Origin of the sequence: Variovorax sp. VaC1 (genome assembly GCF_043658315.1) — a bacterium.
GTDB lineage: Bacteria > Pseudomonadota > Gammaproteobacteria > Burkholderiales > Burkholderiaceae_C > Variovorax.
The window spans coordinates 220,267-245,374 of the sequence record NZ_JBIGLT010000004.1; the positions used below are offsets into that span (position 1 = coordinate 220,267).

General features: G+C 67.4%; 22 protein-coding genes. 18 read left to right on the forward strand and 4 right to left on the reverse strand.

Going from position 1 to position 25,108, the window contains the following annotated elements; translation table 11 throughout:
• Position 1: 1 nt before the first annotated feature.
• The 3 genes from ACGLHS_RS17900 to ACGLHS_RS17910 are packed head-to-tail and all read left to right on the forward strand — an operon-like array spanning position 2 to position 1,750.
• Entirely contained in the window at positions 2–748 is a 747-nt protein-coding gene (locus ACGLHS_RS17900) for a 2OG-Fe(II) oxygenase (protein WP_394481829.1), read from the forward strand.
• Positions 749–767: 19 nt separating this feature from the next.
• Positions 768–1,478 (forward strand): AzlC family ABC transporter permease, encoded by a 711-nt coding sequence (locus tag ACGLHS_RS17905; protein ID WP_394481831.1) that lies wholly within the window; start codon positions 768–770, stop codon positions 1,476–1,478.
• Positions 1,475–1,750: a hypothetical protein gene (locus ACGLHS_RS17910; RefSeq protein WP_093245036.1), complete on the forward strand. Its 276-nt coding sequence runs from the start codon at positions 1,475–1,477 to the stop codon at positions 1,748–1,750. The genes ACGLHS_RS17905 and ACGLHS_RS17910 overlap by 4 nt, the downstream gene beginning before the upstream one ends.
• 84 nt (positions 1,751–1,834) lie before the next feature.
• Here the strand turns inward: ACGLHS_RS17910 and ACGLHS_RS17915 are convergent, their stop codons facing one another.
• A complete protein-coding gene (locus ACGLHS_RS17915; RefSeq protein ID WP_093245033.1) occupies positions 1,835–5,002 on the reverse strand; it encodes an efflux RND transporter permease subunit in 3,168 nt (1,055 codons plus the stop codon).
• Positions 4,999–6,153 carry an efflux RND transporter periplasmic adaptor subunit gene (locus tag ACGLHS_RS17920; RefSeq protein WP_394482487.1) on the reverse strand — a complete coding sequence of 385 codons (1,155 nt, stop codon included), beginning with the start codon at positions 6,151–6,153 and terminating at the stop codon, positions 4,999–5,001. The genes ACGLHS_RS17915 and ACGLHS_RS17920 overlap by 4 nt, the downstream gene beginning before the upstream one ends.
• 255 nt (positions 6,154–6,408) lie before the next feature.
• Between ACGLHS_RS17920 and ACGLHS_RS17925 the strand changes: the two genes are divergently transcribed.
• The 7 genes from ACGLHS_RS17925 (at position 6,409) to mdoH (ending at position 14,308) form a co-directional block, all read left to right on the forward strand.
• Positions 6,409–6,867, forward strand: coding sequence for a hypothetical protein (locus tag ACGLHS_RS17925; RefSeq protein WP_093245029.1), 459 nt, complete (start codon positions 6,409–6,411; stop codon positions 6,865–6,867).
• A gap of 80 nt (positions 6,868–6,947) precedes the next feature.
• Complete coding sequence (miaB, locus tag ACGLHS_RS17930) at positions 6,948–8,312, forward strand: tRNA (N6-isopentenyl adenosine(37)-C2)-methylthiotransferase MiaB (RefSeq protein ID WP_394481834.1); 1,365 nt, start codon at positions 6,948–6,950, stop codon at positions 8,310–8,312.
• Positions 8,312–9,739 carry a sensor histidine kinase KdpD gene (locus ACGLHS_RS17935; protein WP_093245024.1) on the forward strand — a complete coding sequence of 476 codons (1,428 nt, stop codon included), beginning with the start codon at positions 8,312–8,314 and terminating at the stop codon, positions 9,737–9,739. The genes miaB and ACGLHS_RS17935 overlap by 1 nt, the downstream gene beginning before the upstream one ends.
• 50 nt (positions 9,740–9,789) lie before the next feature.
• Complete coding sequence (locus tag ACGLHS_RS17940; RefSeq protein ID WP_394481837.1) at positions 9,790–10,440, forward strand: hypothetical protein; 651 nt, start codon at positions 9,790–9,792, stop codon at positions 10,438–10,440.
• 61 nt (positions 10,441–10,501) lie between these two features.
• Positions 10,502–11,890, forward strand: coding sequence for a sigma 54-interacting transcriptional regulator (locus ACGLHS_RS17945; protein ID WP_093245019.1), 1,389 nt, complete (start codon positions 10,502–10,504; stop codon positions 11,888–11,890).
• A 193-nt stretch (positions 11,891–12,083) separates the two neighbouring features.
• Positions 12,084–12,287: a hypothetical protein gene (locus ACGLHS_RS17950; protein ID WP_093245017.1), complete on the forward strand. Its 204-nt coding sequence runs from the start codon at positions 12,084–12,086 to the stop codon at positions 12,285–12,287.
• A 5-nt stretch (positions 12,288–12,292) separates the two neighbouring features.
• Positions 12,293–14,308: a glucans biosynthesis glucosyltransferase MdoH gene (mdoH, locus tag ACGLHS_RS17955; protein ID WP_394481840.1), complete on the forward strand. Its 2,016-nt coding sequence runs from the start codon at positions 12,293–12,295 to the stop codon at positions 14,306–14,308.
• A 50-nt stretch (positions 14,309–14,358) separates the two neighbouring features.
• On the opposite strand, the gene ACGLHS_RS17960 is transcribed toward mdoH, so the two are convergent.
• Positions 14,359–14,979 carry a TetR/AcrR family transcriptional regulator gene (locus tag ACGLHS_RS17960; RefSeq protein WP_394481842.1) on the reverse strand — a complete coding sequence of 207 codons (621 nt, stop codon included), beginning with the start codon at positions 14,977–14,979 and terminating at the stop codon, positions 14,359–14,361.
• A 60-nt stretch (positions 14,980–15,039) separates the two neighbouring features.
• Between ACGLHS_RS17960 and ACGLHS_RS17965 the strand changes: the two genes are divergently transcribed.
• From ACGLHS_RS17965 to ACGLHS_RS17975, 3 genes are all read left to right on the forward strand, one after another.
• Entirely contained in the window at positions 15,040–16,074 is a 1,035-nt protein-coding gene (locus tag ACGLHS_RS17965) for an MDR family NADP-dependent oxidoreductase (RefSeq protein ID WP_394481844.1), read from the forward strand.
• 348 nt (positions 16,075–16,422) lie between these two features.
• Positions 16,423–17,325 carry an RNA ligase family protein gene (locus ACGLHS_RS17970; protein ID WP_394481846.1) on the forward strand — a complete coding sequence of 301 codons (903 nt, stop codon included), beginning with the start codon at positions 16,423–16,425 and terminating at the stop codon, positions 17,323–17,325.
• Complete coding sequence (locus ACGLHS_RS17975) at positions 17,322–18,461, forward strand: AAA family ATPase (protein WP_394481849.1); 1,140 nt, start codon at positions 17,322–17,324, stop codon at positions 18,459–18,461. The genes ACGLHS_RS17970 and ACGLHS_RS17975 overlap by 4 nt, the downstream gene beginning before the upstream one ends.
• A 71-nt stretch (positions 18,462–18,532) precedes the next feature.
• Here ACGLHS_RS17975 and ffh read toward each other — a convergent pair whose 3' ends face one another.
• Positions 18,533–19,912, reverse strand: coding sequence for a signal recognition particle protein (ffh, locus tag ACGLHS_RS17980; RefSeq protein WP_394481851.1), 1,380 nt, complete (start codon positions 19,910–19,912; stop codon positions 18,533–18,535).
• Positions 19,913–20,097: 185 nt separating this feature from the next.
• Here ffh and ACGLHS_RS17985 point away from each other — a divergent pair, with 185 nt between their 5' ends.
• The 5 genes from ACGLHS_RS17985 to ampD are packed head-to-tail and all read left to right on the forward strand — an operon-like array spanning position 20,098 to position 25,043.
• A complete protein-coding gene (locus ACGLHS_RS17985) occupies positions 20,098–20,913 on the forward strand; it encodes an inner membrane protein YpjD (protein ID WP_093244999.1) in 816 nt (271 codons plus the stop codon).
• The gene (locus ACGLHS_RS17990; RefSeq protein ID WP_394481854.1) at positions 20,910–21,176 is read left to right on the forward strand and encodes a PP0621 family protein; all 267 of its coding nucleotides are present in this window, start codon (positions 20,910–20,912) and stop codon (positions 21,174–21,176) included. Before ACGLHS_RS17985 ends, ACGLHS_RS17990 begins: the two co-directional genes overlap by 4 nt.
• A 16-nt stretch (positions 21,177–21,192) precedes the next feature.
• Positions 21,193–22,890 carry a nitrogen regulation protein NR(II) gene (locus tag ACGLHS_RS17995; protein ID WP_394481856.1) on the forward strand — a complete coding sequence of 566 codons (1,698 nt, stop codon included), beginning with the start codon at positions 21,193–21,195 and terminating at the stop codon, positions 22,888–22,890.
• A gap of 4 nt (positions 22,891–22,894) precedes the next feature.
• Positions 22,895–24,454 carry a sigma-54-dependent transcriptional regulator gene (locus ACGLHS_RS18000; RefSeq protein ID WP_394481858.1) on the forward strand — a complete coding sequence of 520 codons (1,560 nt, stop codon included), beginning with the start codon at positions 22,895–22,897 and terminating at the stop codon, positions 24,452–24,454.
• On the forward strand, positions 24,441–25,043 hold the full coding sequence (ampD, locus tag ACGLHS_RS18005; RefSeq protein ID WP_394481860.1) for a 1,6-anhydro-N-acetylmuramyl-L-alanine amidase AmpD: 603 nt from the start codon (positions 24,441–24,443) through the stop codon (positions 25,041–25,043). Before ACGLHS_RS18000 ends, ampD begins: the two co-directional genes overlap by 14 nt.
• Positions 25,044–25,108: the final 65 nt, after the last annotated feature.

The window sequence follows — 25,108 nt, forward strand, 5'->3', positions numbered from 1 at the left end:
GATGGCAGAGTTGAACAGCTGGGTGGTTGAGGATATCAACCGCACAACGCCGAACCTCTCGGCGATAAAGAAATTTTCAACCGGAGACCGCGCAGGTCTGCGATTCGAGAATTTTCTACACGAATACCAAATTGACCTGATATTGCATGCCATTTCAGAAATTGGCATCGAATATTACGAGGGCGACGACAAGGCGGGCGGTGTCGTCCGCAAAGGAAAGCTCGGCCCCAATTTCTTCCGATTCAAATCGGATCAAGACGAATATTTTCGCCGGACACGAATTTTTGAAGAAATATTCGACCAGCGCATTCTCGGTCTCGTCAATTTCTTCCCGCGTGTCCAAGAGGTGGCATCGAAGATGTTCTCCCTGGGCCACGGCGTGGCCGAGCACCAGGGCAGCCGCATGATGAACTTCACGGTGCGCGTCTTGCCTGAAGCACCGATTCATCGGGACTGGATGCCGGGCGAAGACACCGGGCTTTCATTTGCGCCGCAAATCAAAGAGCAGTTTGCGTGGAACATTTATCTCAAGACACCCAAGTCCGGAGGGCAGACGCGCATTTATAAAGAGCAAGACCCTGCGCTTGTCGATGAAGAAAGCGAGCATTTCGAAGTCGCTCCCCGCGTTGGAGATTTGATCATCTTCCGCACCACGCAGGCACACGAGGTATTGCCAAGCGACGGAGATCGGCTGACCTTGTCCGGGTTTTTCGGAACGACCCCTGAAAAACTCCTGTTCTGGATATAAGCCGAACACAAGGGTTTTGATGCAAAAATCCCTGTCCGCCTCCATGGGAGTTTCGCATGGCTGGATTGCGGCGCTGCCTTTCATTCCCAAGGTATTGGTATTTGGCCTGATTGTCGGCGTCGCCAGCAAGAATGCCGATTGGTCTTTGGCTGAATTGGTTTTTGCTGCGCTGAGCGTCAATGCGGCCACTGCCCAATTGGCCGCGCTTGAATTCAATAATTCCGCGCACATTGGCGCACTGATTGCATTGACCGTCGGGCTCAATGCCAAGCATCTTATTTTTACGGCCTCGCTCTGGCCTTACCTGAAGAATTCCAGCAAGTGGCGCGTGTGGCTGGCGGCAGCCATGGTCACCGACAGCAGCTGGACCGCATGTCACATTGCCGCCCAGCGCGGCCCGATCAACGCCAACTTTGTTCTGGGAAATGCCTCTGCGCTGACCCTGGCGTGGACGGCTGGCTGCATCGCCGGATTCCAGTTCGGCGCCATCTTCACGCAGCAGATGCTGTATCGCTTCGGCATGGATGCACTGGTTCCGCTCTCGATGGCGCTGCTGCTGCCCATCGGCCTTCGAAAGAACCCTCACCAACTGACGCCGGTCGCCATCGGCGCGGTGGCCGGTTGGGCCTGCTGGTGGCGAACCGACCAGCAAGCCGCGGCGGTGCTGGTGGCGGCCCTGGCCGGCATGGCGGCCACGCTGTGGATCAACAGGAGGAAGAGTCGGGCATGAACGCCATCCTCGTCATGGCCCTGGTCACGATTGCCATCCGCCTGTCGGGCCTGGGCGCCGCCCAGTGGCTTTCGCGTTGGCCTGCGGCCGAGATTGCCTTGTCGAACGCCGGCCCCAGCCTGATGGCGGCTTATCTGTTGATCCAGATCTGCATCGCGCCCACCTTGCTCTTGCCCGTGGTCGTCACCATGGCGGTGGTGTGGCGCTTCGGAGGACTGCAGATTGCCTTTGTCGCCGGTTGGCTGGCGCTCATGGCCGTACGCCACCTTTGAAGCCCAGGGGCGCCGCCCGCGCCGCAGCCGCCTGATGGCTGCCGGGCGGACCGCCCTGAGTCACCTCAAGAAAAACGCCGCGCTTCAGGCATGCGCCGCAGCATCTCCAGCCACGCCCGCTTCACCCTTCTTCGCCTCGCCCGGCAGATCGACCATCGGCCCCGTGCCGCTGTAGCGGTCGAGCGCCAGGTAGATCGCAGGCGTGATGTACAGCGTGATCACCTGCGAGAAGATCAGCCCGCCCACCACGGCCACGCCCAGCGGCTGGCGCAGCTCGGCGCCAGCGCCCAGGCCCAAGGCAAGCGGCAGCGCGCCCATCAGCGCGGCCAGCGTGGTCATCAGGATCGGGCGGAAGCGCAGCCGGCAGGCCTCGCGGATCGCATCGACCGGCTTCATGCCCTCGGTGCGCTGCGCATCAAGCGCGAAGTCGATCAGCATGATCGCGTTCTTCTTCACGATGCCGATCAGCAGCAGGATGCCGATGGTCGCAATCAGCGTGAGGTCGAAGCCGAAGAGCTTCAGCGAAATCAGCGCCCCCACCGCCGCCGACGGCAGGCCCGCAAGAATGGTCAGCGGGTGGATGTAGCTTTCGTACAGCACGCCCAGCAGCACATAGATGACCAGCACCGCAAGCACCAGCAGCACGGCCTGGCTCGACTGCGAGCTCTGGAACACCGCCGCATCGCCGCCGTAGGTGGTGATGATCGAAGGCGGCATCTTCAGCTCGTCCTTGAAGCGGTCGATCTTCGCGGTCGCGTTGCCCAGCGGCACGTCGGGTGCGAGGTTGAACGACACCGTCACCGCCTGCAGTTGCCCCTGGTGGTTGACCGAGGTCGGCCCCACGGTGCGCTTGACGGTCGAGAAGGCCGACAGCGGCACCAGCCGGCCGGTGGTGCTGCGCACCGACAGGCGCGCGACGTCGTCCTCGAACTGGCGGTCGTCGTCGGCCGCCGAAAGAATCACCTGGTAGGTGTTGCTCGCGGCGTAGATGCTGCCGATCTGCCGGTCGCCATAGGCGTTGTAGAGCGCGGTGCGCAGGTCGCCCACGGCCACGCCGAGCACGCCGGCCTTGTCGCGGTCGATGTCGAGCGTGGCCTGCAGGCCGCGGTTCTGCGAGTCGCTGGTCACGTCGCGAAAGGCCGGATCGGCGCGCATGCGTTCCATGAGCTTCGTGGACCACGGCACCATCTCGCCGGCGTTCACGCTCTGCAGCGTGTACTGGAAGCGCGCCTTGCTCTGGCGGCCGCCCAGGCGCAGGTTCTGCACCGGCTGCATGTAGACGGCAATGCCCGGAATCTCGCGGAAACGCTGGCGCAGCGATTCGAGCACCTTCGACATCTGCGGACGTTCGCTGCGCGGCTTGAGCACCGCGAACAGGCGCCCCGAATTCTGCGTGGCGGTCGGGCCGCCCACGCCGACGAAGGAGCTGACGTAGTCCACGCTCGGGTCGGCCTGCAGCGCGTCGGACACGCGGGCCTGCAGCGCCTTCATGGCGGTGAACGAGATGTCTTCGGCGGCTTCGGTCGTGATCTGGATCTGGCCGATGTCTTCCTCGGGGAAGAAGCCCTTGGGAATGGTGACGAACAACCACCCGGTGACCACGAAGGTCAGGCCCGCCATCAACAGCATCAGGTTGCGATGCCCCAGCGTCCAGTCGAGCGAGCGCATGTAGCTGCCATGCACCGCGCGGTAGCCGCGCTCGAAGGCGCGGCCGATGGCGGTGCCCGGCTCGGGGTGTTCTTCTTCATGGTCCATCGCGCCCTCTTTCCGGGGCACGTGCTTGAGCAGCCGGCTCGCGAGCATCGGCACCAGCGTGAGCGACACGATGGCCGACACCAGCACCGCCAGTGCCACCACCACCGCGAACTCATGGAACAGGAGGCCGATCACGCCTGGCATGAAGAAGATCGGGATGAACACGGCCACCAGCGAGATGGAGATCGACACGATGGTGAAGCCCACCTCGCGCGCCCCGCGCAGCGCCGCGGCAAAAGGCTCCATGCCCTTTTCGACGTAGCGCATGATGTTTTCGAGCACCACGATCGCGTCGTCCACCACCAGGCCCACGGCCAGCGTGATGCCCAGCAGCGACACGTTGTCCAGGCTGTAGCCGAAGGCGTAGAGCAACGCCACCGCGCCGATCAGCGAGATCGGAATGGTCGCCGCCGGAATCAGCGTGGCCACCAGCCGGTGCAGGAAGAGAAAGATCACCAGCACCACCAGCGCGATGGTGCCCAGCAGCGTGAGCTGCACATCGTGCACCGCCTCGCGGATCGACAGCGAGCGGTCGTTCACCATCTGGATCTCGACCGATTGCGGCAGCTCCGCCTTGAAGCGCGGAATGAGCGCGCGCACCGCGTCCACCACCTGCACGGTGTTGGCATTGGGCTGGCGCTGCACGGCCAGCGAGATCGAGTCCTGGCCGTTGAAGCTGCTCGATGTCTTGACCGACTCGAAGCTGTCTTCGATGGTGGCCACTTCATCGAGCCGCACCGGCGCGCCGTTGCGCTGGCCGACGATCAGCTTGGCGAAATCGGCCGCCTTCACCAACTGCCGGTTGGCCTGGATGGTGAGCGTCTGGCGCGGGCCGTCGAGCGTGCCGACCGGCGTGTTGGCGTTGGCCGAATTCACGGCCTTGGCCAATTCGTCGAGCGTGATGTTGCGCGCGTTGAGCAGGTCGGCGTTGGCCTTGATGCGCACGGCAAAGGCCTTGCGGCCGTACACGCCCACCTGCGCCACGCCGTCGATGGTCGAGAGCGTGGGCGAGATCAGGTTTTCGGCGTAGTCGTTGAGCTCCGACGGGTTCATCGACGGCGAGATCAGCGCAATGAACAGCACCGGCGCATCGGCCGGGTTCACCTTGCGGTACGAGGGCAGCTGCGTCAGCTCCTGCGGCAACTGGCGCTGGGCGCGCAGCAGCGCGGCCTGCACGTCGACCGCGGCGGCGTCGATGTCGCGGCTGCTCACGAATTCGAGCGTGAGCGAGGTCACGCCCTGCGTGTTGACCGAGCTGATGGTCTGCAGGCCGGGGATGGTCGAGAACTGCTTTTCGAGCGGCAGCGCGACCGAACTCGCCATGGTGTCCGGACTGGCGCCCGGCAACTGCGCATTGACGTTGATGACGGGCGTGTTGTAGCTGGGCAGCGCCGCCACCGGGATGCTGAAGTACGCAAAGATGCCGATGACCACCACCGCGGCCGACAGCAGCACCGTCATCGCCGGACGACGGATGCAGAGCTCCGAGATGTTCATGCGCGTTCCCGCACGGGCTGGGCGTCGGACGATGCCGCGCTGCCGGGCGTGACGCCCGTGGTGCCATTCGGGGCGGCCGGTGCCGCCTTGGCGTCGACGCGAACCTTGCCGCCGGGGCGCACGTTCTGGCTGCCCTCGATCACCACCTGCTCGCCCGGCGCAACGCCGCTCACCGCGACCTTGGTGCCGAAGGTGTGCAGCGCCTTGACCTTGCGGCGCGTGGCGGTCCTGGATTCGTCGACCACATAAAGCGAGGTGCCGTCGGCCAGCATCATCAGCGCCGCGGCCGGCACCACGGTGGCGCCATCGAGCGTGCGCACCGTGATGCGGGTGCCGACGAACTGGCCGGGCCAGAGGCTCTGGTCGGCGTTGGTGAACACGGCCTTGGCGCGCACGGTGCCGATCTGCGGATCGACGGTGTTGTCGACGAAGTCGAGCGTGCCGCTGAGGGGTTCCTTGCGCCCGTTGACGACGGCCTCGACCTTCGAGCGGGTGCGCGAGGCAGCCAGCAGGTCTTGCAGGTTGCCTTCGGGCACCGGGAAGCTCACCGCGATCGGGTCGAGCTGGGTGACCGTGACCAGCGACAGCGTCGGCTGCACCAGCGTGCCCGGGTAGATGTTGACGGCGCCGATACGCCCGGCAATGGGCGCGCGCAGCGTGGCGTAGCCCAGCGCCACCTGCGCCGACTGCACGGCGGCGCGGTCGGCGGCGACGGCGGCGCGCTGCGCCTCGAGCTGCGACAGCGTGGCGTCGGCCGCGCTCTTGGCGATGAAGTTCTGCGCCACCAAGTCCTGGCTGCGCTTGTACTGGCGCTCCAGGTCGGCCAGCGTGGCCTCGTCTTTCTGCTGCTGGGCCCGGGCGCGCGCCAGGTTGGCCTGGTCGTTGCGGTCGTCCAGCGTGAACAGCAACTGGCCCGCCTTGACGAACTGCCCTTCCTTCACGTGCACCGCGCTCACCGTGTTCGTGACCTGCGGGCGCAGGTCGACGCTGTTGAGGGACACCACGCTGCCATTGACCTGCACCGTCACCGGCACGTCCTGCTTTTCGGCCGTGGCCAGCGTCACGAGCGCGGGCGCACCGCCACCGGCCGGAGCACCGCCGGCGGCGGTCGGGGCCTTGTCGTTCTTCGCGGCGAGCTTGTTGCCGGACATGCTCCACCACCCGCCTGCGACGGCTACGATCAACACACCCGCAAGGGCAATGGCAACATTCTTTTTCATGGGGTTCTTGTGCACTTTGGGCTGACAAAGGCTATTGGAGCAGTGGCCGCCCCGCGCTGTCGATGGACACCGTAAAGAAATGTAAAGCAATGAACGAATTCCGCCCGGCCTCACCCACTGTGTCCGCGCGATAGACAGACCCCCGGTCGTTAAAATCGCACGCTGCACAGCCTCTGGATATACCCCATGAACCGCTGCAAGAAACCCACGAACACTCTCACTTTCATAGCGCTCTGCGCAGCGGTCGCAGGCGCCGCCGGTCTTTTCTCGCTCCAGGCCAGCGCCCAGGACGAGGTACCCCGCCCGCAGACCCAGAACGAATCGCTGGTCGGCGGCCGCAACTTCCCCATCGGCACCCTGCGCGGCAAGTTCACGGTGCTCAGTGCGCCCGACGTCGAACTCGACGGCAAGCCCGACCGCCTGGGGGCCGGCGCGCGCATCCGCAGCGCGCAGAACATGCTGGTCATGCCGGGCGCCATCATCGGCCAGCGCTACCTGGTCAACTACACGCGCGACGCCGCCGGGCTGCTGCGCGAGGTCTGGATCCTCACGCCCGAAGAAGCCTCGGCCAGCCGCGAGTCGCTGAACAAGCCGTTCCTGAATGTCTGGCCGTTCACCTCGAACGACACCGTCAACACGCAATAAGAAAAGCCTGCGCGGGCCTTGTGTTCCGCGCCGCGCCCGCCGTGCCCTCCTTTTCGCGCAGGGCCATGAAAGAGATCCCCATGAAAAAAGTATTCATCAAGACCTTCGGCTGCCAGATGAACGAGTACGACTCGGACAAGATGGCCGACGTGCTGAACGCCGCCCAGGGCTACGAGCCGACGCAGAACGTGGACGAGGCCGACCTGATCCTCTTCAACACCTGCTCGGTGCGCGAGAAGGCGCAGGAGAAGGTGTTCTCCGACCTCGGCCGCGTGAAGCACCTGAAGGCCAAGGGCGTGAAGATCGGCGTGGGCGGTTGCGTGGCGAGCCAGGAAGGCGAAGCCATCATTGCGCGCGCCCCCTACGTCGACATCGTGTTCGGCCCGCAGACGCTGCACCGTCTGCCCGAGATGCTGAACGACCGCGAGCGGCTGGACCGCCCGCAGGTGGACATCAGCTTTCCCGAGATCGAGAAGTTCGACCACCTGCCGCCGGCACGCGTCGAAGGCTCGACGGCTTTCGTGTCGATCATGGAAGGCTGCTCCAAGTACTGCAGCTACTGCGTGGTGCCCTACACCCGCGGTGAGGAAGTGAACCGCCCGCTCGACGACGTGCTGGTCGAGATCGCCGGCCTGGCCGACCAGGGCGTGCGCGAGATCACGCTGCTGGGCCAGAACGTGAATGCCTACCGCGGCAAGATGGGCGACACCGCCGAGATCGCCGACTTCGCGCTGCTGATCGAATACGTCGCCGAAATCCCCGGCATCGAGCGCATCCGCTACACCACCAGCCACCCGAACGAGTTCACGCCGCGCCTGATCGAGGCCTATGCCAAGGTGCCGCAACTCGTGAGCCACCTGCACCTGCCGGTGCAGCACGGCAGCGACCGCATCCTGATGGCCATGAAGCGCGGCTACACCGCCATGGAATACAAAAGCACGGTGCGCAAGCTGCGCGCCATCCGCCCTGAACTGGCGCTGTCCAGCGACTTCATCGTCGGCTTCCCCGGCGAGACCGACGAAGACTTCGCCAAGATGATGAAGCTGATCGACGACTGCCAGTTCGACAACAGCTTCAGCTTCATCTTCAGCCCGCGCCCCGGCACGCCGGCCGCCGCGCTGCACGACGACACGCCGCACGAAGTCAAGCTCGCGCGGCTGCACACGCTGCAGGCCGTGATCGACGGCAACGTCAAGCGCTTCGGGCAGGCGCTGGTCGGCACCACCCAGCGCGTGCTGGTCGAAGGCGCCTCGCGCAAGGACGCGAACGAGCTGATGGGCCGCACCGCCTGCAACCGCGTCGTCAACTTCGAGGGCGACGCGCGCCTCGTCGGGCAAATGACCGACCTGCGCATCACGCGCTCGCTGGCGTACACGCTGCGCGGCGAGGTCCTGACGCGCGAATCGTCGACGACGGCAGCCACCACGGCCGCGCTCGCCCATTGATGGCGAAGCGGCCATCCATACGGGGCTCGTTCCAGCAGCTCCTGCTGTTCGCGTTCCTGCTGATCACTGCGCTGCTGGTCGGCGTGGCCCTGCGCTCGGTGCTGCAGTACGACGTGCTGATGACGCAAAGCCGCGACGCGGCCGCGCGCGCGCTGCGGCTGTCGGGCGCATCCCAGTCGCTGGCCGAGCGCAGCGCGGCGATGGAGCGCGCCGGGCGCCAGTCGCTGGTGCTGAACGACGCCGTGCTGCGCCGCCGCTTCGACGACGCCGCGCGCGAGGCGCACCAGGTGCTGGAGCGCTTGGAAAAGAACGGCCTCGCGCCCGCGGGCATCGAGATGTGGCGCTCCCAGTTGGGCGTGATCGAAGGCCTGATGAGCGGCAGCGCCGACAGCGCCCTCACGCGCGAAAGCACGATGGCGATGCAGTTCCGCGAGCTCGACGCGCTCAACACCAACCTCGCGCAACAGGCGCAGTTCCTGATCGAAATGCAGAACGATGCGCTGGCCAAGCGCATCGAGAACGCACGCCGCCGGCTGATGCGCGAAGTGGTCGCCGCCAGCGTGCTGGCGGTGGTGCTGGCGCTGGCTTTCGGCATCTGGCTCGCACGCCCCTTCAAGCGGCTCGAGAACGCCATCGTCGGCCTGGGCCAGAACCGGCTGGACGAACCCATCGACATCCGCGGCCCGGCCGACGTGCGGCGCGTGTCGCAGCAGCTCGAATGGCTGCGGCTGCGCCTGACCGAGCTGGACGCCGACAAGGCGCGCTTTCTGCGCCACGTGTCGCACGAGCTGAAGACGCCGCTGGCGGCGCTGCGCGAAGGCGTCTCGCTGCTCGAAGACGGCGTGACGGGTCCGCTGAACCCGGCGCAGCTTGAAGTCGCGCAGATCCTGCAGCAGAACACGGTGTCGCTGCAGGGGCAGATCGAGGCGCTGCTGCGTTTCAATGCCGCCGCCTTCGAGGCGCGCGAACTGCGCCGCGAGCGCACCGAGCTGCTCCCGCTGATCGAGGAGCAGATCGAGGCGCAGCGCCTGCAGTGGCAGTCGCACGGGCTGCGCGTGCGCGCCGAGGGCGAGCCGATCACGACCACGGTCGATCGCGCCAAGCTCGGCACGGCCATCGCCAACTTGCTGTCCAACGCGATCCGCTTCTCGGCCAGCGGCGGCGTCATCACGCTGGCGGTGTCGGGCACGCCGGAGGCGGTGTACATCGACGTCAACGACGCCGGCCCGGGCATTGCCGATGGCGACCGCGACCGGATCTTCGAGCCCTTCTTCCGCGGCGAGCGCCAGCCCGAGCACACGGTGAAAGGCACCGGCATCGGACTTTCCATCGTGCAGGAGTACATTGCAGCCCACGGGGGCCGCATCGCCTTGCTGCCTGGCGGGCCCGGTGCACGCTTTCGCATCGAACTGCCGCGCACGGCCTGAGCACCCGGCACCCCATCCGAAACACCGCCTCGCGTCCCTTTCTTCGACCCATGTCTCTTTCGTTCGTCCGCAGTTCCACCTTCGCCGGGGCGATGACCGTGCCTTTCGTCCTGCTGCTGGCCGCCTGCGCGATACAGCCCAAGCCGCCCGCCGAGGCCGATGCCCTGCCGCCGCCCACCGTCATGCCTCGCGTGATGCCGGTCGAGGCCGAGCCCAAGGCGCCCGCCACGCAGCCGGCCTCGCTCTTCACGCTGATGACGCAGGGGCCGCTGGCGGCCATGCTGTCGTACGCCGACAAGGTGCGCCCGCTGAACGGCGCCGACCTGAGCGCCGAGATCGCGCGCGTCGGCGACCCTGGCGACTCGCCCACCACCCAGATGCAACTGGCGCTGCTGCTTTCGCAGACGCGCGTGCCCGCCGACCTGGCACGTGCACTCGGGCTGCTGCAGCGCGTGATCGCCAACCCCGCTCCCGAAGCCCAGGCCCTGCACCCGCTCGCGCGCACGCTGGCCGCCCGCTACGTGGAGCAGCGCCGCGTCGAGGACGACCGCGACAAGCAGGTGCAGCAACTGCGCGACAGCCAGCGCCGCATCGACCAGCTCAACGACCGCATCGAAGCCCTGCGCGCCATCGAGCGCAGCTTCGCGCGGCCCAACAACACCGTGCCGGCAGTGCCCAACGGAACCCGGCAAAACCCATGAGCACCGCACGGTCGCCCGCAGCCGCTCGCACCGCAGTGCACAACAGCACGGAGGTTCCTGAATGAGCACGCCAGGCGCCCGTCTCCTCGTGGTCGACGACGACCCGGACATGCTTCGGCTGCTCTCGATGCGGCTGGTGTCGGCGGGCTACCAGGTCACGGCCGTGACTTCGGCCGAGACCGCCCTCACCCAGCTCGAAATCGAGCATCCGCAACTGGTGCTGAGCGACGTGCGCCTGCCCGGGCGCGACGGCCTCGCACTCTTCGACGAGATCCGCAAGCGCCACCCATCGCTGCCGGTGATCCTGCTCACCGCCCACGGCACCATTCCCGACGCGGTCGAGGCCACGGCACGCGGCGTCTTCACCTACCTCACCAAGCCCTACGACGCGCGCGAGTTGCTTGACAAGATCGCGCAGGCGCTGGCGCTCGGTGCGCCGGCCGCCACGCCGAGCAAGGCCGGCGACGACAGCTGGCGCTCGGAAATCGTGAGCCGCAGCAACCGCATGGCCGAGCTGCTGGCCGAGGCGCGCATGGTCGCCAAGTCAGACGCCTCGGTGCTGCTGCGCGGCGACTCCGGCGCCGGCAAGGAGCTGCTGGCCCGCGCCATCCACAAGGCCAGTGCGCGCGCCGACAAGCCCTTCGTGGCCGTCAATTGCGGGGCGATCCCCGAGGCGCTGCTCGAATCGGAACTGTTCGGCCACATGAAGGGCGCCTTCACCGACGCCCACGCCAACCACAAGGGCCTGTTCCAGCAAGCAGACGGCGGCACGCTGCTGCTCGACGAAATCGGGGACATGCCGCCCGCGCTGCAGGTCAAGCTGCTGCGCGTGCTGCAGGAGCGCGCGGTGCGGCCGCTGGGCGCGAGCCAGTCGATCGAAGTCGACGTGCGCATCGTCTCGGCCACCCACCGCGACCTCGACGCCGCGATGGAAGCGGGCCAGTTCCGCGAAGACCTTTACTACCGCCTGAACGTGGTGACGCTCACGCTGCCGCCGCTGTCGGCGCGGCGCGAAGACATTCCGCTCCTGGCCAATCACTTCCTGCAGCGCCTGTCGACCAAGTACGGCAAGCGGCTGTCGGGTTTCGCCCCCGAGGCGCTGAAGGCGCTGACCACGGCGGCGTGGCCGGGCAACGTGCGTCAGCTGTTCAACGTGGTCGAGCAGGTCTGCGCGCTGTCGAGTTCGCCGCTGATTCCGCTGGCGCTGGTGCAGCGCGCGCTGCGCGTGCCGACGGTCGAGGTCCAGACCTACGCCGAGGCCAAGCAGCGTTTCGAGCGCGATTACCTGGTCGGCCTGCTGAAATTGACCGACGGCAACGTGGCCGACGCGGCCCGCCTGGCCGACCGCAACCGCACCGAGTTCTACCGCCTGCTGCAGAAGCATGAGCTCACGCCGGGGCACTTCAAAGCCGACGTTGTCGCCAATGGCAGCGACCCTGTCGCCGAGTAGCGACGCCCCTAAGTCGTTGATTTGAAAGGCCAATCCCCACCAGCCGCCACGGCTTGTCGGGATTCGGCGACAAAAACAGGGGTTTTGGGCCCCTCCGGCCGGCTCCAGCGGCCCAAACGGCACCCGAAGCGCCCCAAGTCGTTGATCTGAAAGCGTTTTTCCAGCCTGGCACAGGGTTTGCCCCTGTACAGGCATGACAGCACTCACCAGCCCATCTTTCGCACTGCGCCAGCAGCGCGACGGCCTGCGTCAAAAGCAGTTTTCCTCCTTGCGGCCCCGTGCCGCGGGCCATTCGCTGGCCGCGCTCGCAAGCGCCGGCGGCGCCGCCACGGACTGCGTCTTCAAGCGCCTTCCGGCCATTGGCGACACCCCTTCCCTCGACAAGCAACGTTGGTAAATCGCATGAAGCCGAACGACTTCTCCCAACTGAACGTGCTGGCCGATACCGATTTTTCGCACCGCAGCCCGGTTCGCGAAGAACGCCACCCCAACGCGGTCACCGCACCTCCCGTCAATCGCGGTTCGATGACGCCCCGCCCCTGGCGCGGTTTCTGGAACAGCCTGGGCACCGCCGCGCTGGTGAAGCTCGGCGCGGGCCGCTCGGCCGATGCCGCTGAAGGCGCCGAATCCGCTCCACAGGTCAAGCAGCCATGGCAACGCGCCGCGGCGCAGCGCCGCCTGGCCTTCATGCTGCTCACCGTGCTGAGCACCGTGATCGCCTCGACGCTGTTCGCCAGCGTGCAACCCGACTACGACAACGTCTGGCTCGAATACGGCCAGATCGGCCTGTACGGCCTGCTCTCGGGCTGGGTCGTGACCGGCTTCGTGACCGCCCTCATGGGCTTCTACGTCTCGGTGCGCGGTGACAAGCATGCGCTGTCAGCCAAGCAGGTCGCCAACCACCCGATGAACCCCGAGGCACGCACCGCGATCATCATGCCGATCTGCAACGAAGACGTTGCCACGGTGTTTGCCGGCCTGCGCGCCACCTGCGAATCGGTCGCGGCCACCGGCCACGCGAAGCAGTTCGACGTGTTCGTGCTGTCCGACAGCTACAACCCCGAGACCGCCGCCGCCGAGCGCGCCGCCTGGGAAGACCTGCGTGCCGCCCTGGCCGAAAGCCCGAACCAGCCGCAGGTCGAGGTCTACTACCGCCTGCGCACCCGCCGCACGCACCGCAAGGCCGGCAACGTGGCCGACTTCTGCCGCCGCTGGGGCAAGGACTACCGTTACATGGTCGTGCTCGACGCCGACTCCGTGATGAGCGGCGACTGCCTGACCTCGATGGTCAAGCTGATGGAAGCCAACCCCACCGCCGGCATCATCCAGACCGCGACGCAGGCCATCGGTCACGTCACGCTGCACGCTCGCGCACAGCAATTCGCTTCCCGCGTGACGGGCCGCCTGTTCACGCTGGGCATGCAGTTCTGGCAACTGGGCGAATCGCACTACTGGGGCCACAACGCGATCATCCGCGTCGAACCCTTCATGAAGCATTGCGCGCTGGCCCCGATCAAGGGCACCGGCGGCATGTCGGGCGGCATCATGTCGCACGACTTCGTCGAAGCCGCGCTGATGCGCCGTGCCGGCTACAACGTGTGGCTGGTGTCCGACCTGGTCGGCAGCTACGAACAGCAACCGCCGGACCTGCTGGCCGAACTGCAGCGCGACCGCCGCTGGTGCCAGGGCAACCTGCAGAACGCCCGCCTGATGGCCGAACCCGGCATCCACCCGGTGCACCGCGCGATGTTCGTGACCGGCACCATGGCCTATGTTTCCGCGCCGCTGTGGCTCGCGTTCCTGACGCTGGGCACCGCCCTGTGGCTCAGCGGTTCCAGCCTCGTGTCGAACTGGAGCGTGCTGCCCGCCGAACTGGCCGGCCTGTGGGTCTGGACCCTGTGCCTGCTGTTCCTGCCGCGCGTGCTGGGCATCGCTGCCGTGCTGATGCGCGGCGAGCAACGCCAGTACGGTGGCGTGTGGGGCCTGGTGAAGAGCTCGGTGCTCGAAAGCGGCCTCGCCATCGTGCAAGCCCCGGTGCGCATGCTGGCCCACTCGCTGTTCGTGGTGGTCGCCCTCACCGGCATCAAGCTCGACTGGAAGTCGCCCCCGCGTGAAGCCGCCGCCGTGCCGTGGAAGGTTGCTGCCTCGCAGCTGGCCCCCATGACGCTGGTGATCGCCGCGCTGGCCGTCGGCGTCGCGATGATCGACCCGAGCGCGCTGATCTGGCTCATGCCGGTCGGCCTGCCGCTGCTGCTGGCGATTCCGCTGACCGTGCTGACCAGCCAGATCGCGCTGGGCACCACGCTGCGCGACCGCGGCTTCCTGCTGATTCCCGAGGAATCGCGTTCGCCGGCCGTGCTGCGCCGCGCCTGGATGCATGCGCTGCGCCTGGCGCGCCCCGCACTGGCAACCGCCTGATGCGCTGAAAGCACTGCCTCACGAAAAGCCGGCCCCTGGGCCGGCTTTTTTCATGGTGCGCGCACGTAGGCGCAGACCAGCAAAACCAACTCCTTCTTCAACGCTGGCGAGTCGAGCAGGCCGTTCAGCGCCGCGTGGTGCACGACGCCCTCGATCGCCGCGGAGACCACCTGCGCGGCGATGTCGTTGCGCCTGGCGCCGCGGCGCGTTCGATGCGTCGCGACGATCGCCTTGTAGTGCTGCAGGTACTGCGCATCGAACGCATCGTGGGCCGATCGGGTCTCTTCGCTGCGCGGCGTCTCTTCGAGAAGCGCCCGATGAAGCGCCGGGTGCGAGCCGTGAACGGCCAGCATGCCCTGGACCAGCGAACCGACGCTTTCTTCCAGCGGCCTTCCGTCTTCGCTCGCGGCCTGCAACACACCGAGGACGTCGTCGAAATGACGGCGCCTGAGGGCTTCGATCAGCGACAGCTTGTTGGGAAAGTATTGATAGAGCGAGCCGATGCTCACGCCCGCCGCCTCCGCGACCTCGTTGGTCGTGAATCCGGCCCAGCCCCGCCGCCCCAAAACCTGAGTCCCGGCCTCGACGATGGCATCCACCGTGGCGCGGGAACGCGCTTGCTTCGGTGCTTTGCGCATCGTCTGGCCCATTGCGGCAATGCGAGTAGACATGGCAGCGCCCTCCATCAAAAAATATGAACACGAAGCTCACATTTTTGCAGGACGCCGTTCATGTCATCACTGCCGCACAGCAGCCGCGAAATCCGGCTGAAGACCAAGCCCCGCAGCCTTCCCCGCGCGGAAGATTTCGAGATCGTCGAAGTTCCGTGCCCCGCTCCGGCCAGCGGCGACGTGCTGATCCGCAACCGCTGCGTCCGCGTCTCGGCGTCGTTGCGCATGATGATCAGCGAGGGCGCGGAGAACGTCGAAGGCATCCCGTTCCCGGCGCTGAACCCGGGCGACGCGCTGGGCGGCGAGGCCATGGGAGAAGTGATCTCGGCGCCCGAAGGCAGCGGCCTTGCGCCGGGCGACCTCGTGATGCACGTCCAGGGCTGGCGCGAATACGCCGCCGTGCCCGCCCTCAACTGCACGCGCCTGGACCACGAAGAACTGCCGATGCCCGAGGCCCATCTTGCGCACGGCTGGACCGCCTACGCAGCACTGACGCGCGGCGTGCAGATCCGGCCGGGGGACACGGTGTTCGTGACCAGCGCCGCTGGCGCCATCGGGTCGATGGCTGGCCAGATCGCCCGCCTGCTGGGCGCCGGCCGGGTCATCGGCAGCACGGGCTCGTTGGAGAAGGCGGACCGGCTGACCAACGAACTGGGCTATGACGCCGCCGTGATCCGTGGCGCCGCGCCGATCGTCGATCAACTGAAGGCCGCGGCGCCCGATGGCATCGATGTTCTGCTCGACAACGTGGGAGGCGAGCAGTTGCAGGCGGCCGTCGCCGTGGCGCACGAGAACGCACGCTTCGTGATCGTCGGCACCTTGTCCGGGCAACTGGCAAGCCACGGCGCGGGCAGGACCGCACCGGTCGAGCTCGACTCGGTCCAGCTCCTGCTGAAGAAGATCACGATGCGTGGATACAGCGCCGACGACGACCCGGATGCGCGCGCCGAATGGAACCGCCAGTTCGGCGTCTGGCTGCGGTCGGGCCGCATCGTGTTTCCGCATGTGCTGCTCAAGGGCATCGCGCAGGCGCCCGAAGCCTTGCAGGAGGTCGCGCGCGGGCGGTACTTCGGAACCGTGCTGGTCGAGTTGTAGGCGACTGCGAAGCGCCTGCCTTGCGCTGGCGCCCTGCCGTGCAAGCGGCCTTCCAGACGTTTCGGGTTGCAAGTTTTTGCGCCCATTGACCCAGCCCGACCGTGCGTGGCTAGAATCGCGCACTTCTTTTTCAACCCACGGATCCCTCGATCCCCTGGAGCGCCAAGTGCCCCGATTCGCCGTCATCACTCTCTGACGCCGACAACACCACTTCACTGGTCATGTCGGGCGCCAAGCTGCGTTCCCCGCTGACCAGACACGGCCTTCATGGCCGACGAAGTCGACCCTCTTTCCCAGCTTCGCTCCCGCACGTTGTCGGTTCTTCCTGATTTGCATCTGGAGAACAACGTGTTCCCTCTCTCTTCTTCTCTTTCGTCGATTCCGCTGCTCAAGTACCCGCGTACTGCGCATCTGGAAGGCTCGCGCCTGCAGGCCGGCGACAGCGACGACGGCCAGACGCCGTTGTCTGCGCTGCACGGCCAGCATGCCGTCATCGAGGAAAAACTCGATGGCGCCAACGCGGCCGTTTCCTTCACCTCCGCGGGCGAACTGCTGCTGCAGTCGCGCGGCCACTACCTCGCGGGCGGCGCGGGCGAGCGCCAGTTCAACCTGTTCAAGCACTGGGCCGCGGCACACGAAGCCGCGCTGCTGGAGCGGCTCGAAGACCGGTACGTGATGTACGGCGAGTGGTGCTTTGCCAAGCACAGTTGCTGGTACGACCGGCTGCCGGCCTTCTTCCTGGAGTTCGACATCTACGACCGGCAGGCGCAGCGCTTCCTGTCGACGCCCGCGCGGCATGCGCTGCTTGCCGGCGGCCCGGTCATGTCGGTGCCCGTGCTCTACGAGGGCGAGATGCCGATCCACGCGAAGGCGTTGCGCACGCTGGTGCGGCCTTCGCTCGCGCGCAGCACCGGCTGGCTGACGGCCTTCGAGCAGGCGGTGGCGCACGAAGGCCAACCGCTCGATCTCGTGCGCCAGCAGACCGACCTGTCGGACCTCGCCGAGGGCCTGTACATCAAGACCGAGTCGAACGGCGAGGTGACAGGCCGCTACAAGTGGGTGCGACCGGATTTCGTGCAGACCATCCTCGACTCGGGCTCGCACCACAGCCGCCGGCCCGTGCTGCCCAACCAGCTCGCGCCGGGCGTCGACCTCTATGCGCCGACGCCGAGCCTGCGCTGGGAAGACCTGGGCCTGCACACACTGCGCGACCCCGCAGCGCTGACGACAACTACAAGGAGGCCGCGATGACCGAAGACGATCTGCGCGCGCTGGTTCCCTCGCCCGCGCAAGGCCATGACTGGGCGCAGTGCTGCGAGCTGCTGCCGGAATTGCTGCGTCTCGAAGAAACGCCGCAAGACCCGTACTACCACGCCGAGGGCAACGTCGGCATCCACACGCGCATGGTGCTCGATGCGTTGATGCAGGACGCGCACTACCAGCGCGCCGATGCCGACGGCCGCTTCGTGCTGTTCATGGCCTGCCTGCTGCACGACATCGCCAAGCCCGACACCACGGTGATCGACGAGGCCAGTGGCCGCATCGGCCAGCCGGGCCATTCGCGGCGCGGTTCGGTCGACGTGCGCGTGCTGATGTGGAAGGCCCGCGTGCCCTTCGCATTGCGCGAGGCCGTCTGCCGGATCATCGCCGTGCACCAGGTGCCGTTCCACGCCTTTGCCTCGCGCAAGGGCGTGCGGCCCGAATGGCTGGTGCACAAGCTCTCGTGGGAGTTGAGCCTGCCCGACCTGTGCTGCGTCGCGCGCTGCGACATGCTGGGCCGCCACTACGAAAAGCGCGCGGACAGCATGGCCGACATCGCGCTCTTCGAGCAGCTGGCGCAGGAAGAAGGCTGCTGGGATGGCCCGCGAAAGATGGCCGACGCGCACACGCGCCTGGCCTACTTCCGCGGCGCCGACACCAGCCCCGACTACCCGTTGTTCCAGACGCCGGGCTCGCGGGTGACGGTGATGTGCGGCCTGCCCGCGAGCGGCAAGAACCACTGGGTGGCGCAGCATCGCAAGGGCTGGCCGGTGGTGTCCTTCGACGATGCGCGCACCGAGCTGGGCCTGAAGCACGGCGAGAACGATGGCCTCGCCGCGCACCACGCGGTCGATCAGGCCAAGGCGCTGCTGCGCAAGCAGGAGCGTTTCGTCTGGAACGCGACGCACCTGAGCCAGCAGATGCGCACCAAGACACTGGACCTGCTCTGGGCGTACCACGCGCAGATCGAGCTGGTGTACCTGGAAGTGCCGCATGCCGAGTTGATGCGCCGCAACCGCGAGCGCGACACCACGCTGTCGAACGCGGGCATCGAGCGGATGCTGCACCGCTGGGAGCTGCCGGCACCGGTCGAAGCGCACGAGACGGTCTACGACGTGCAGAGCTGATGAAAACGACGAAGCCCGCCGGGGCATCCCCCGGCGGGCTTCTGTCTCTATCTCTATTTATATATGCGGAGTTAGAACGGCAGCTTCGGGCCGCCGGGGCCACCCATTCCCTTCATGCCGCCCATGCGCTTCATCATCTTCATGAGGCCGCCGCCCTTCATCTTCTTCATCATTCCCTGCATCTGCTCGAACTCGTTGAGCAGGCGGTTCACTTCCTGAACCTGCACGCCGGCACCGGCCGCGATGCGGCGCTTGCGCGTGGCCTTCAACAGTTCGGGCTTGCGGCGCTCCAGCGGCGTCATGCTGTTGATGATCCCTTCCTTGCGGCGGATGTCGCGCTCGGCGCGGGTCATGTCGGCTTCGGTCGCCTTGGCGGCCATCTGCGCGGGCAGCTTGTCCATCAGGCTGGAGAGGCCGCCCATCTGCTTCATCTGCTGCAGCTGGCCCAGGAAGTCGTTGAGGTCGAAGCCCGCGCCGCTCTTGACCTTGGCCGCCAGCTTCTGCGCCGCCGCCACGTCGACGCCGGCCGTGACCTGCTCGACCAGCGCGACGATGTCGCCCATGCCCAGGATGCGGCCTGCATGGCGCTCGGCATCGAACACTTCGAGGCCGTCGATCTTCTCGCTCACGCCGGCGAACTTGATCGGCACGCCCGTGACTTGCCGCACCGACAGCGCCGCGCCGCCGCGCGAGTCGCCGTCGGTCTTGGTCAGGATGATGCCGGTGAGGGGCAGCGCCTCCTTGAAGGCCTTGGCGGTATTGATCGCGTCCTGGCCCTGCATGGCATCGACCACGAACAGGGTTTCGACCGGATCGAGCGCCGCATGCAGCTGCTTGATTTCGGTCATCAGCACTTCGTCGATGGCCAACCGGCCGGCCGTGTCGACCAGCAGCACGTCGAAATAGTGGCGCTTGGCGTGGTCGAGCGCGGCCCGTGCGATGTCCAGCGGCTTCTGGTCGGGCGTGCTCGGGAACCACTCGGCGCCGGCCTGCTTGGTCACGGTCTTGAGCTGCTCGATGGCGGCCGGCCGGTACACGTCGCCCGACACCGTCAGCACCTTCTTCTTGCGCTTCTCGATCAGGTGCTTGGCCAGCTTGGCGGTGGTGGTGGTCTTGCCGGCGCCCTGCAGGCCCGCCATCAGGATCACCGCCGGCGGCTGGGCCGCGAGGTTGATGTCCGAGACGCCTTCGCCCATGGTGGCGGCGAGCTCGCGGTTGACGATGCCGACCAGCGCCTGGCCCGGCTTGAGCGAGCCCAGCACTTCCTGGCCCAGCGACTTTTCCTTCACGCGGGCGACGAAGTCGCGCACCACGGGCAGCGCCACGTCGGCTTCCAGCAGCGCCATGCGCACTTCGCGCAGCATGTCCTGCACGTTGCTTTCGGTGATGCGCGCCTGGCCGCTCATCGTCTTGACGAGGCGGGAGAACTTTTCTGTGAGGGCGGTGGCCATGAAAGAGATGCCTTGCTGCCCGCCGCAGCGGGTCATTGGAGAGTCGTGAACCTGAGATCGGCCGTTTACTGCCCCTTCGGGAGGCACCGAGGAACCGGCTTTGCCGGGCCTCAGGTGTCGCCCCCGGTGAGGGGGTTGGCGCTGCGACACGAAGTGCGCAAGCCTGGGGGAGATAAACTCCAGCGATGATTTTAGCGATCCCCTCCCCACTCGGCGTGGCGCTGGGCATCGCCACTGCGGCGGCCTACGGTTTTGCCGCCGCCGCGGGCGCCCGGCTGAGTCGCCAGACCACCCAGTGGGCCCTCGGAATTGCATGGCTTTTGCATGCGGCGGTGCTGGCGCACGGACTGATCGGCAGCGAGCCGCGCTTCGGTTTTGCGCCCGCGCTCTCGGTCACGGCCTGGCTGGTGCTCACTGTCTACGCGGTCGAAAGCCGCATGTATCCGCAACTGAAGGTGCGGCGCGCGCTCGCCTGGCTCGGGGCGGCCGCCGTGCTGCTGGCCATCCTGTTTCCCGGCACGCCGCTGCACGTCACCGCTTCGCCATGGCTGCCCCTGCACCTTGCGCTGGGCATCGCCTCCTATGGGCTGTTCGGCGCGGCCGTCGTCCACGCCTGGCTGATCACCCGGGCCGAAAAGCAGATCCGACTTGCCAGCGGCTCGCCTCCCGAAGGCGGTGTGCCGTTGCTCACGCTCGAGCGCCTGACTTTCCGCTTCGTGACCGCGGGCTTCGTGCTGCTGTCGGCCACGCTGCTTGCCGGCCTGCTGTTCACCGAGCAGTTGTACGGCGCCGCGGGCCGTGCCTGGAAGTGGGACCACAAGACGACGTTCTCGGTGCTCGCCTGGGTCACGTTCGCGGTCCTGCTGATCGGGCGCGCGCGCTTCGGCTGGCGCGGCCGCACGGCGCGGCGCGTGCTGTACGCCGGCTCGGCCCTGCTGCTGCTGGCCTACGTGGGCTCGCGCTTCGTGCTCGAAGTGGTGCTGGCGCGTCCTCCCGTATGAAGTACCTCCTCGTCCTCGCCGTGCTCTGGGTCGCGATCTGGCTCTGGCGCAAGAACCGCCGCGAGGAAATGCGCGACGCGCAACGCGAACGCGCGGCCAAAGCGCAGCGGCCGCCCGGCGCGCCCGCGGTCGGCCCACCGCAGGCGATGGTGCGTTGCGCCCATTGCGGCCTGCATCTGCCCGCAACCGACGCGATCGCCGGCCCCGGCGGCACGGTCTATTGCAGCGTCGCGCACCGCCAGGCCGGCGCGGCGCCGGGCTGATCGCGCACCGCCTCTCATGAGCGCCCCTCTCTGGTCGCGCGGCGAGCCGGTCACCGACTGGGACGTGCTCGAAAAAGGCCGCGGCGAAAGCACAGCCCTGCAACGGCTGTGGCGCGGCTTCATGGTCGCGCGCTGCTTCATCGCGCTGGTGCTGGTGCTGCTGCAGTGCGTGGCCTTCGCGCTCGGGCAGGCGATGCAGCCGGCGGCCATCGCGATCTCGGCCAGCTACCTCATCGCCTGCTGGCTGGGCATGCGCTACACGCGCTTCGTGCCCCCGATCCGCGGCTTCACCCCGCTCTGGCTGCTGACCATCGGCGTGGACCTCGCCGCCTTCACCTCGCTGCAGATGATCCAGGGCGGCAGCGTCAACTACACGCCGCTGTTCGCGCTGCCGGTGCTCATGAGCGCGGTGCTCGGCACGATGACCGTGAGCCTGGGCACCACGGCCAGCGTCACGCTGCTGCTGCTGGCCGATGCGGGCTGGCACTGGCTGCAGCAGCCGGTCGATTCTTCCGGGCGTTTCGTGCAGGCGGCGCTCACGGGCACCGGCCTCTTCGTGGTGGCCCTGCTCGCCCACGAACTGGCCCGCCGTCTGACGCGCGAGGAAGCCGTGGCACAGCGCAACCGCAGCAGCGCGCAGATGCAGGCCCAGGTCAACGACCTGGTGATCGAGACGCTGAGCGAAGGCGTGCTGGTGATCGATGCCGAGGGCCTGGTGCACGCGGCCAACCCGGCGGCCGATGCGATCCTGGGGCAGGGTCTGTCGAAGCTGCCGTTGCCGTTCGCACTGCATGCGCAGCCGGCCTGGCACGCGCTGGCCGCCTTGGCGCGCCAGACCTTCGCGCGCCGGACGCCGCAGTCCGAAGAAATTCCGGTGGCGCAGGCACGCGGCGCGGCGCGCGAGGTGCGCGTGCGCACCCGGCTCACGCCCACCAGCGACCGGCACGTCGACAGCCTGTGCGTGATGTTCCTGCAGGACTTGCGCGAACTCGAAGCCCGCATCCGCACCGAAAAGCTGGCCGCGATGGGCCGCATGTCGGCTGCCGTCGCGCACGAGATCCGCAACCCGCTGGCCGCCATCACGCAGGCCAGCGCGCTGCTCGCCGAAGACCTGACCGACCCCGCGCACCGCAAGCTCACAAGCATGGTGCAGCACAACGCCCAGCGGCTCGCCCGCATCGTGGACGACGTGCTCGATGTCTCGCGGGCGCGCCAGCAACGCGTGCTCTCGCTCGGCGAGCAACTGGTGCTCGACCCGGCGGTGCAGGTGCTGGCCGACGAATGGGTGCGCCAGACGCAGCGCCAGGGCGTGCTCATCGCGCTCGATGCCCCACAAAGCGACGTGCGCTTCGACGCCGAACATCTGCGCCGCCTGATGGTCAACCTGCTCGACAACGCCGCGCGCTATGCCGGCAAGCGTGAGGGCTCGATCCAGGTGCTGACGTCGCTGCATCGCGGCACCACCCAGCGACCCAGCCTGATGGTCTGGAGCGACGGCGCGCCGCTGGAACCCGCGGTGAAGCGACACCTGTTCGAGCCCTTCTTCTCGTCCGAGAGCCGCTCGAGCGGGCTCGGCCTGTTCCTGTGCCGCGAACTGTGCCGGCGCCACGGCGCCACCATCGGCTACGAACGGCGCGCGCTCGTGCCGGGCGGCCCCGAGGGCAACGAATTCTTCGTCAGCTTCGCCGCCAGCGAAAACCGGCTGACACAATAGCGCCGTGAGCACCCCGCCCCCCTCCACCCAGCGCCCCGCGCAGATCCTGGTCATCGACGACGAACCCGATCTGCGCACGCTTTACGAACTGACGCTGCTGCGCGAGGGCTACCGCGTCGAGGCCGCGGGCAGCGTGTCCGAAGCCTGGCAGCACCTGGAGGCCAGCCGCTTCGACGCGGTGATCACCGACATGCGGTTGCCCGACGGGCAGGGCATGGAAATCATCCATCGCATCCAGAAAGACCAGCGCAGCGAACGCTGCGTGGTGATGACCGCCTACGGCTCGGCCGAGAACGCGGTCGAGGCACTGAAGGCCGGGGCCTTCGACTACCTCACGAAACCCGTCGACCTGAAGCAGTTCCGCGCCGTCGTCGCCTCCGCCGTGCAGGCGCGACTGACACCGCAACCGCCGGCCCGGCCTGCCCAAACAGCGCCAACCAGCAGCGAGGCACCGCTGGTGACCTCCGGCAGCGGTGTCGCCGCGCTCGACCGGCTGGTGGGCGATTCGGAACCCATGCGCCTCGTCAAGTCACGCATCGCGAAAGTGGCGCGCGGCATGGCCCCGGTGCTGGTGCGCGGCGAATCGGGCACCGGCAAGGAACTGGTGGCGCGCGCGGTGCATGCCTGCAGCCAGCGCAGCGAAGGACCCTTCGTCGCGGTGAACTGCGGCGCGATTCCCGAGAACCTGCTCGAAGCCGAATTCTTCGGCGCCAAGAAGGGCTCGTACACCGGCTCCGCGCAAGACCGTGATGGCTACTTCCAGGCCGCGCGCGGCGGCACGCTGTTCCTCGACGAAATCGGCGACCTGCCGCTGGCCATGCAGTCGAAGCTGCTGCGCGCCATCCAGGAGCGCAGCGTGCGCTCGATCGGTTCGACGCAGGAAGACGCGGTCGACGTGCGCATCGTGAGCGCCACGCACAAGGATCTGCATGCCGAGGTGCAGGCCGCGCGCTTCAGGCAAGACCTTTTCTATCGCCTCAACGTGATCGAGATCGCGGTGCCCGCGCTGCGCGACCGCCGCGAAGACCTGCCCGCGCTGTGCGCCGCCCTGCTCTCCCGCATCGCGCAAGACGGCGGCCTGCCGGTGCCGCACCTGTCGAGCGAGCTGCTGCGCCGGCTGGCACTGCATCCGCTCGACGGCAACGTGCGCGAACTCGAAAACCTGCTGCATCGCGCGGTCGCGCTCAACGACGGCGACGAACTGCATCTCGACCTGATGGGTGCGGCGGCCACGGCTGCGGCAGCCGCTGCGGAAGCCGCGTCCACGGCGCCTGCACCACTGTCGTTTGCCGGCGATCCGCCTGCCGCGCCGGTGCCTGCGCCGGTTGCCATCGCAGAGCCCGTTCGCCCCGCGCCGCCGCCGCTGCCATCCGACCTGCAGGCCTACCTCGACCAGCAGGAACGCGAGATCCTCGTGCGCGCACTGCATGAAAGCGGCTTCAACCGCACCGCCGCAGCCTCGCGGCTCGGCATGAGCCTGCGGCAGATCCGCTACCGCATCGCCCGGTTGGGCATCACCACGCCGAGCGGCGACGATGGCGCCAGCAGCCATGCCGACGACTGACAACGCTACCGACAGCGGCCTCTGGCAGGCCGGCTGGTACCGCTTCGCCAAGGCGCTGCGTTCACCGAATTTCGGACCCCGCCCCGCCGGCGCGCAGACCGACCTGATCGTGCTGCACTCGATCAGCCTGCCGCCCGGCGAATACGGCGGCGACGCGGTGCAGCAGCTCTTTACAAACCAGCTCGACTGGGACGCGCACCCTTACTTCCAGGGCATTCGCGGGCTCGAAGTGTCCTCGCATTTCTATGTGCGCCGCAATGGCGAGCTCTGGCAGTTCGTGAGTTGCGACGACCGCGCCTGGCATGCCGGCGTGTCGTCGTGGCGCGGGCGCGGCAACTGCAACGACGACTCGATCGGCATCGAGCTCGAAGGCCTCGAAGGCGAGCACTTCGAGGCACCGCAATACGAGACGCTCGCGAGCCTCTGCGCCGCCATCGCGCAGCACTACGCCATCGCGTACATCGCCGGCCACGAGCACATCGCGCCGGGCCGCAAGCAGGACCCCGGCAGCGGTTTCGACTGGCGCCTGCTGCGCGAACATCTCGGCTGGAATCCACGAATGTTTCCCGAGCAGGTGGCGCAGCGCTAATTTTTTCAATCGGCCGACGGCCCGCGATGCGCCGATCTTGCGTCGCATCAATGCGAGAATTGCGA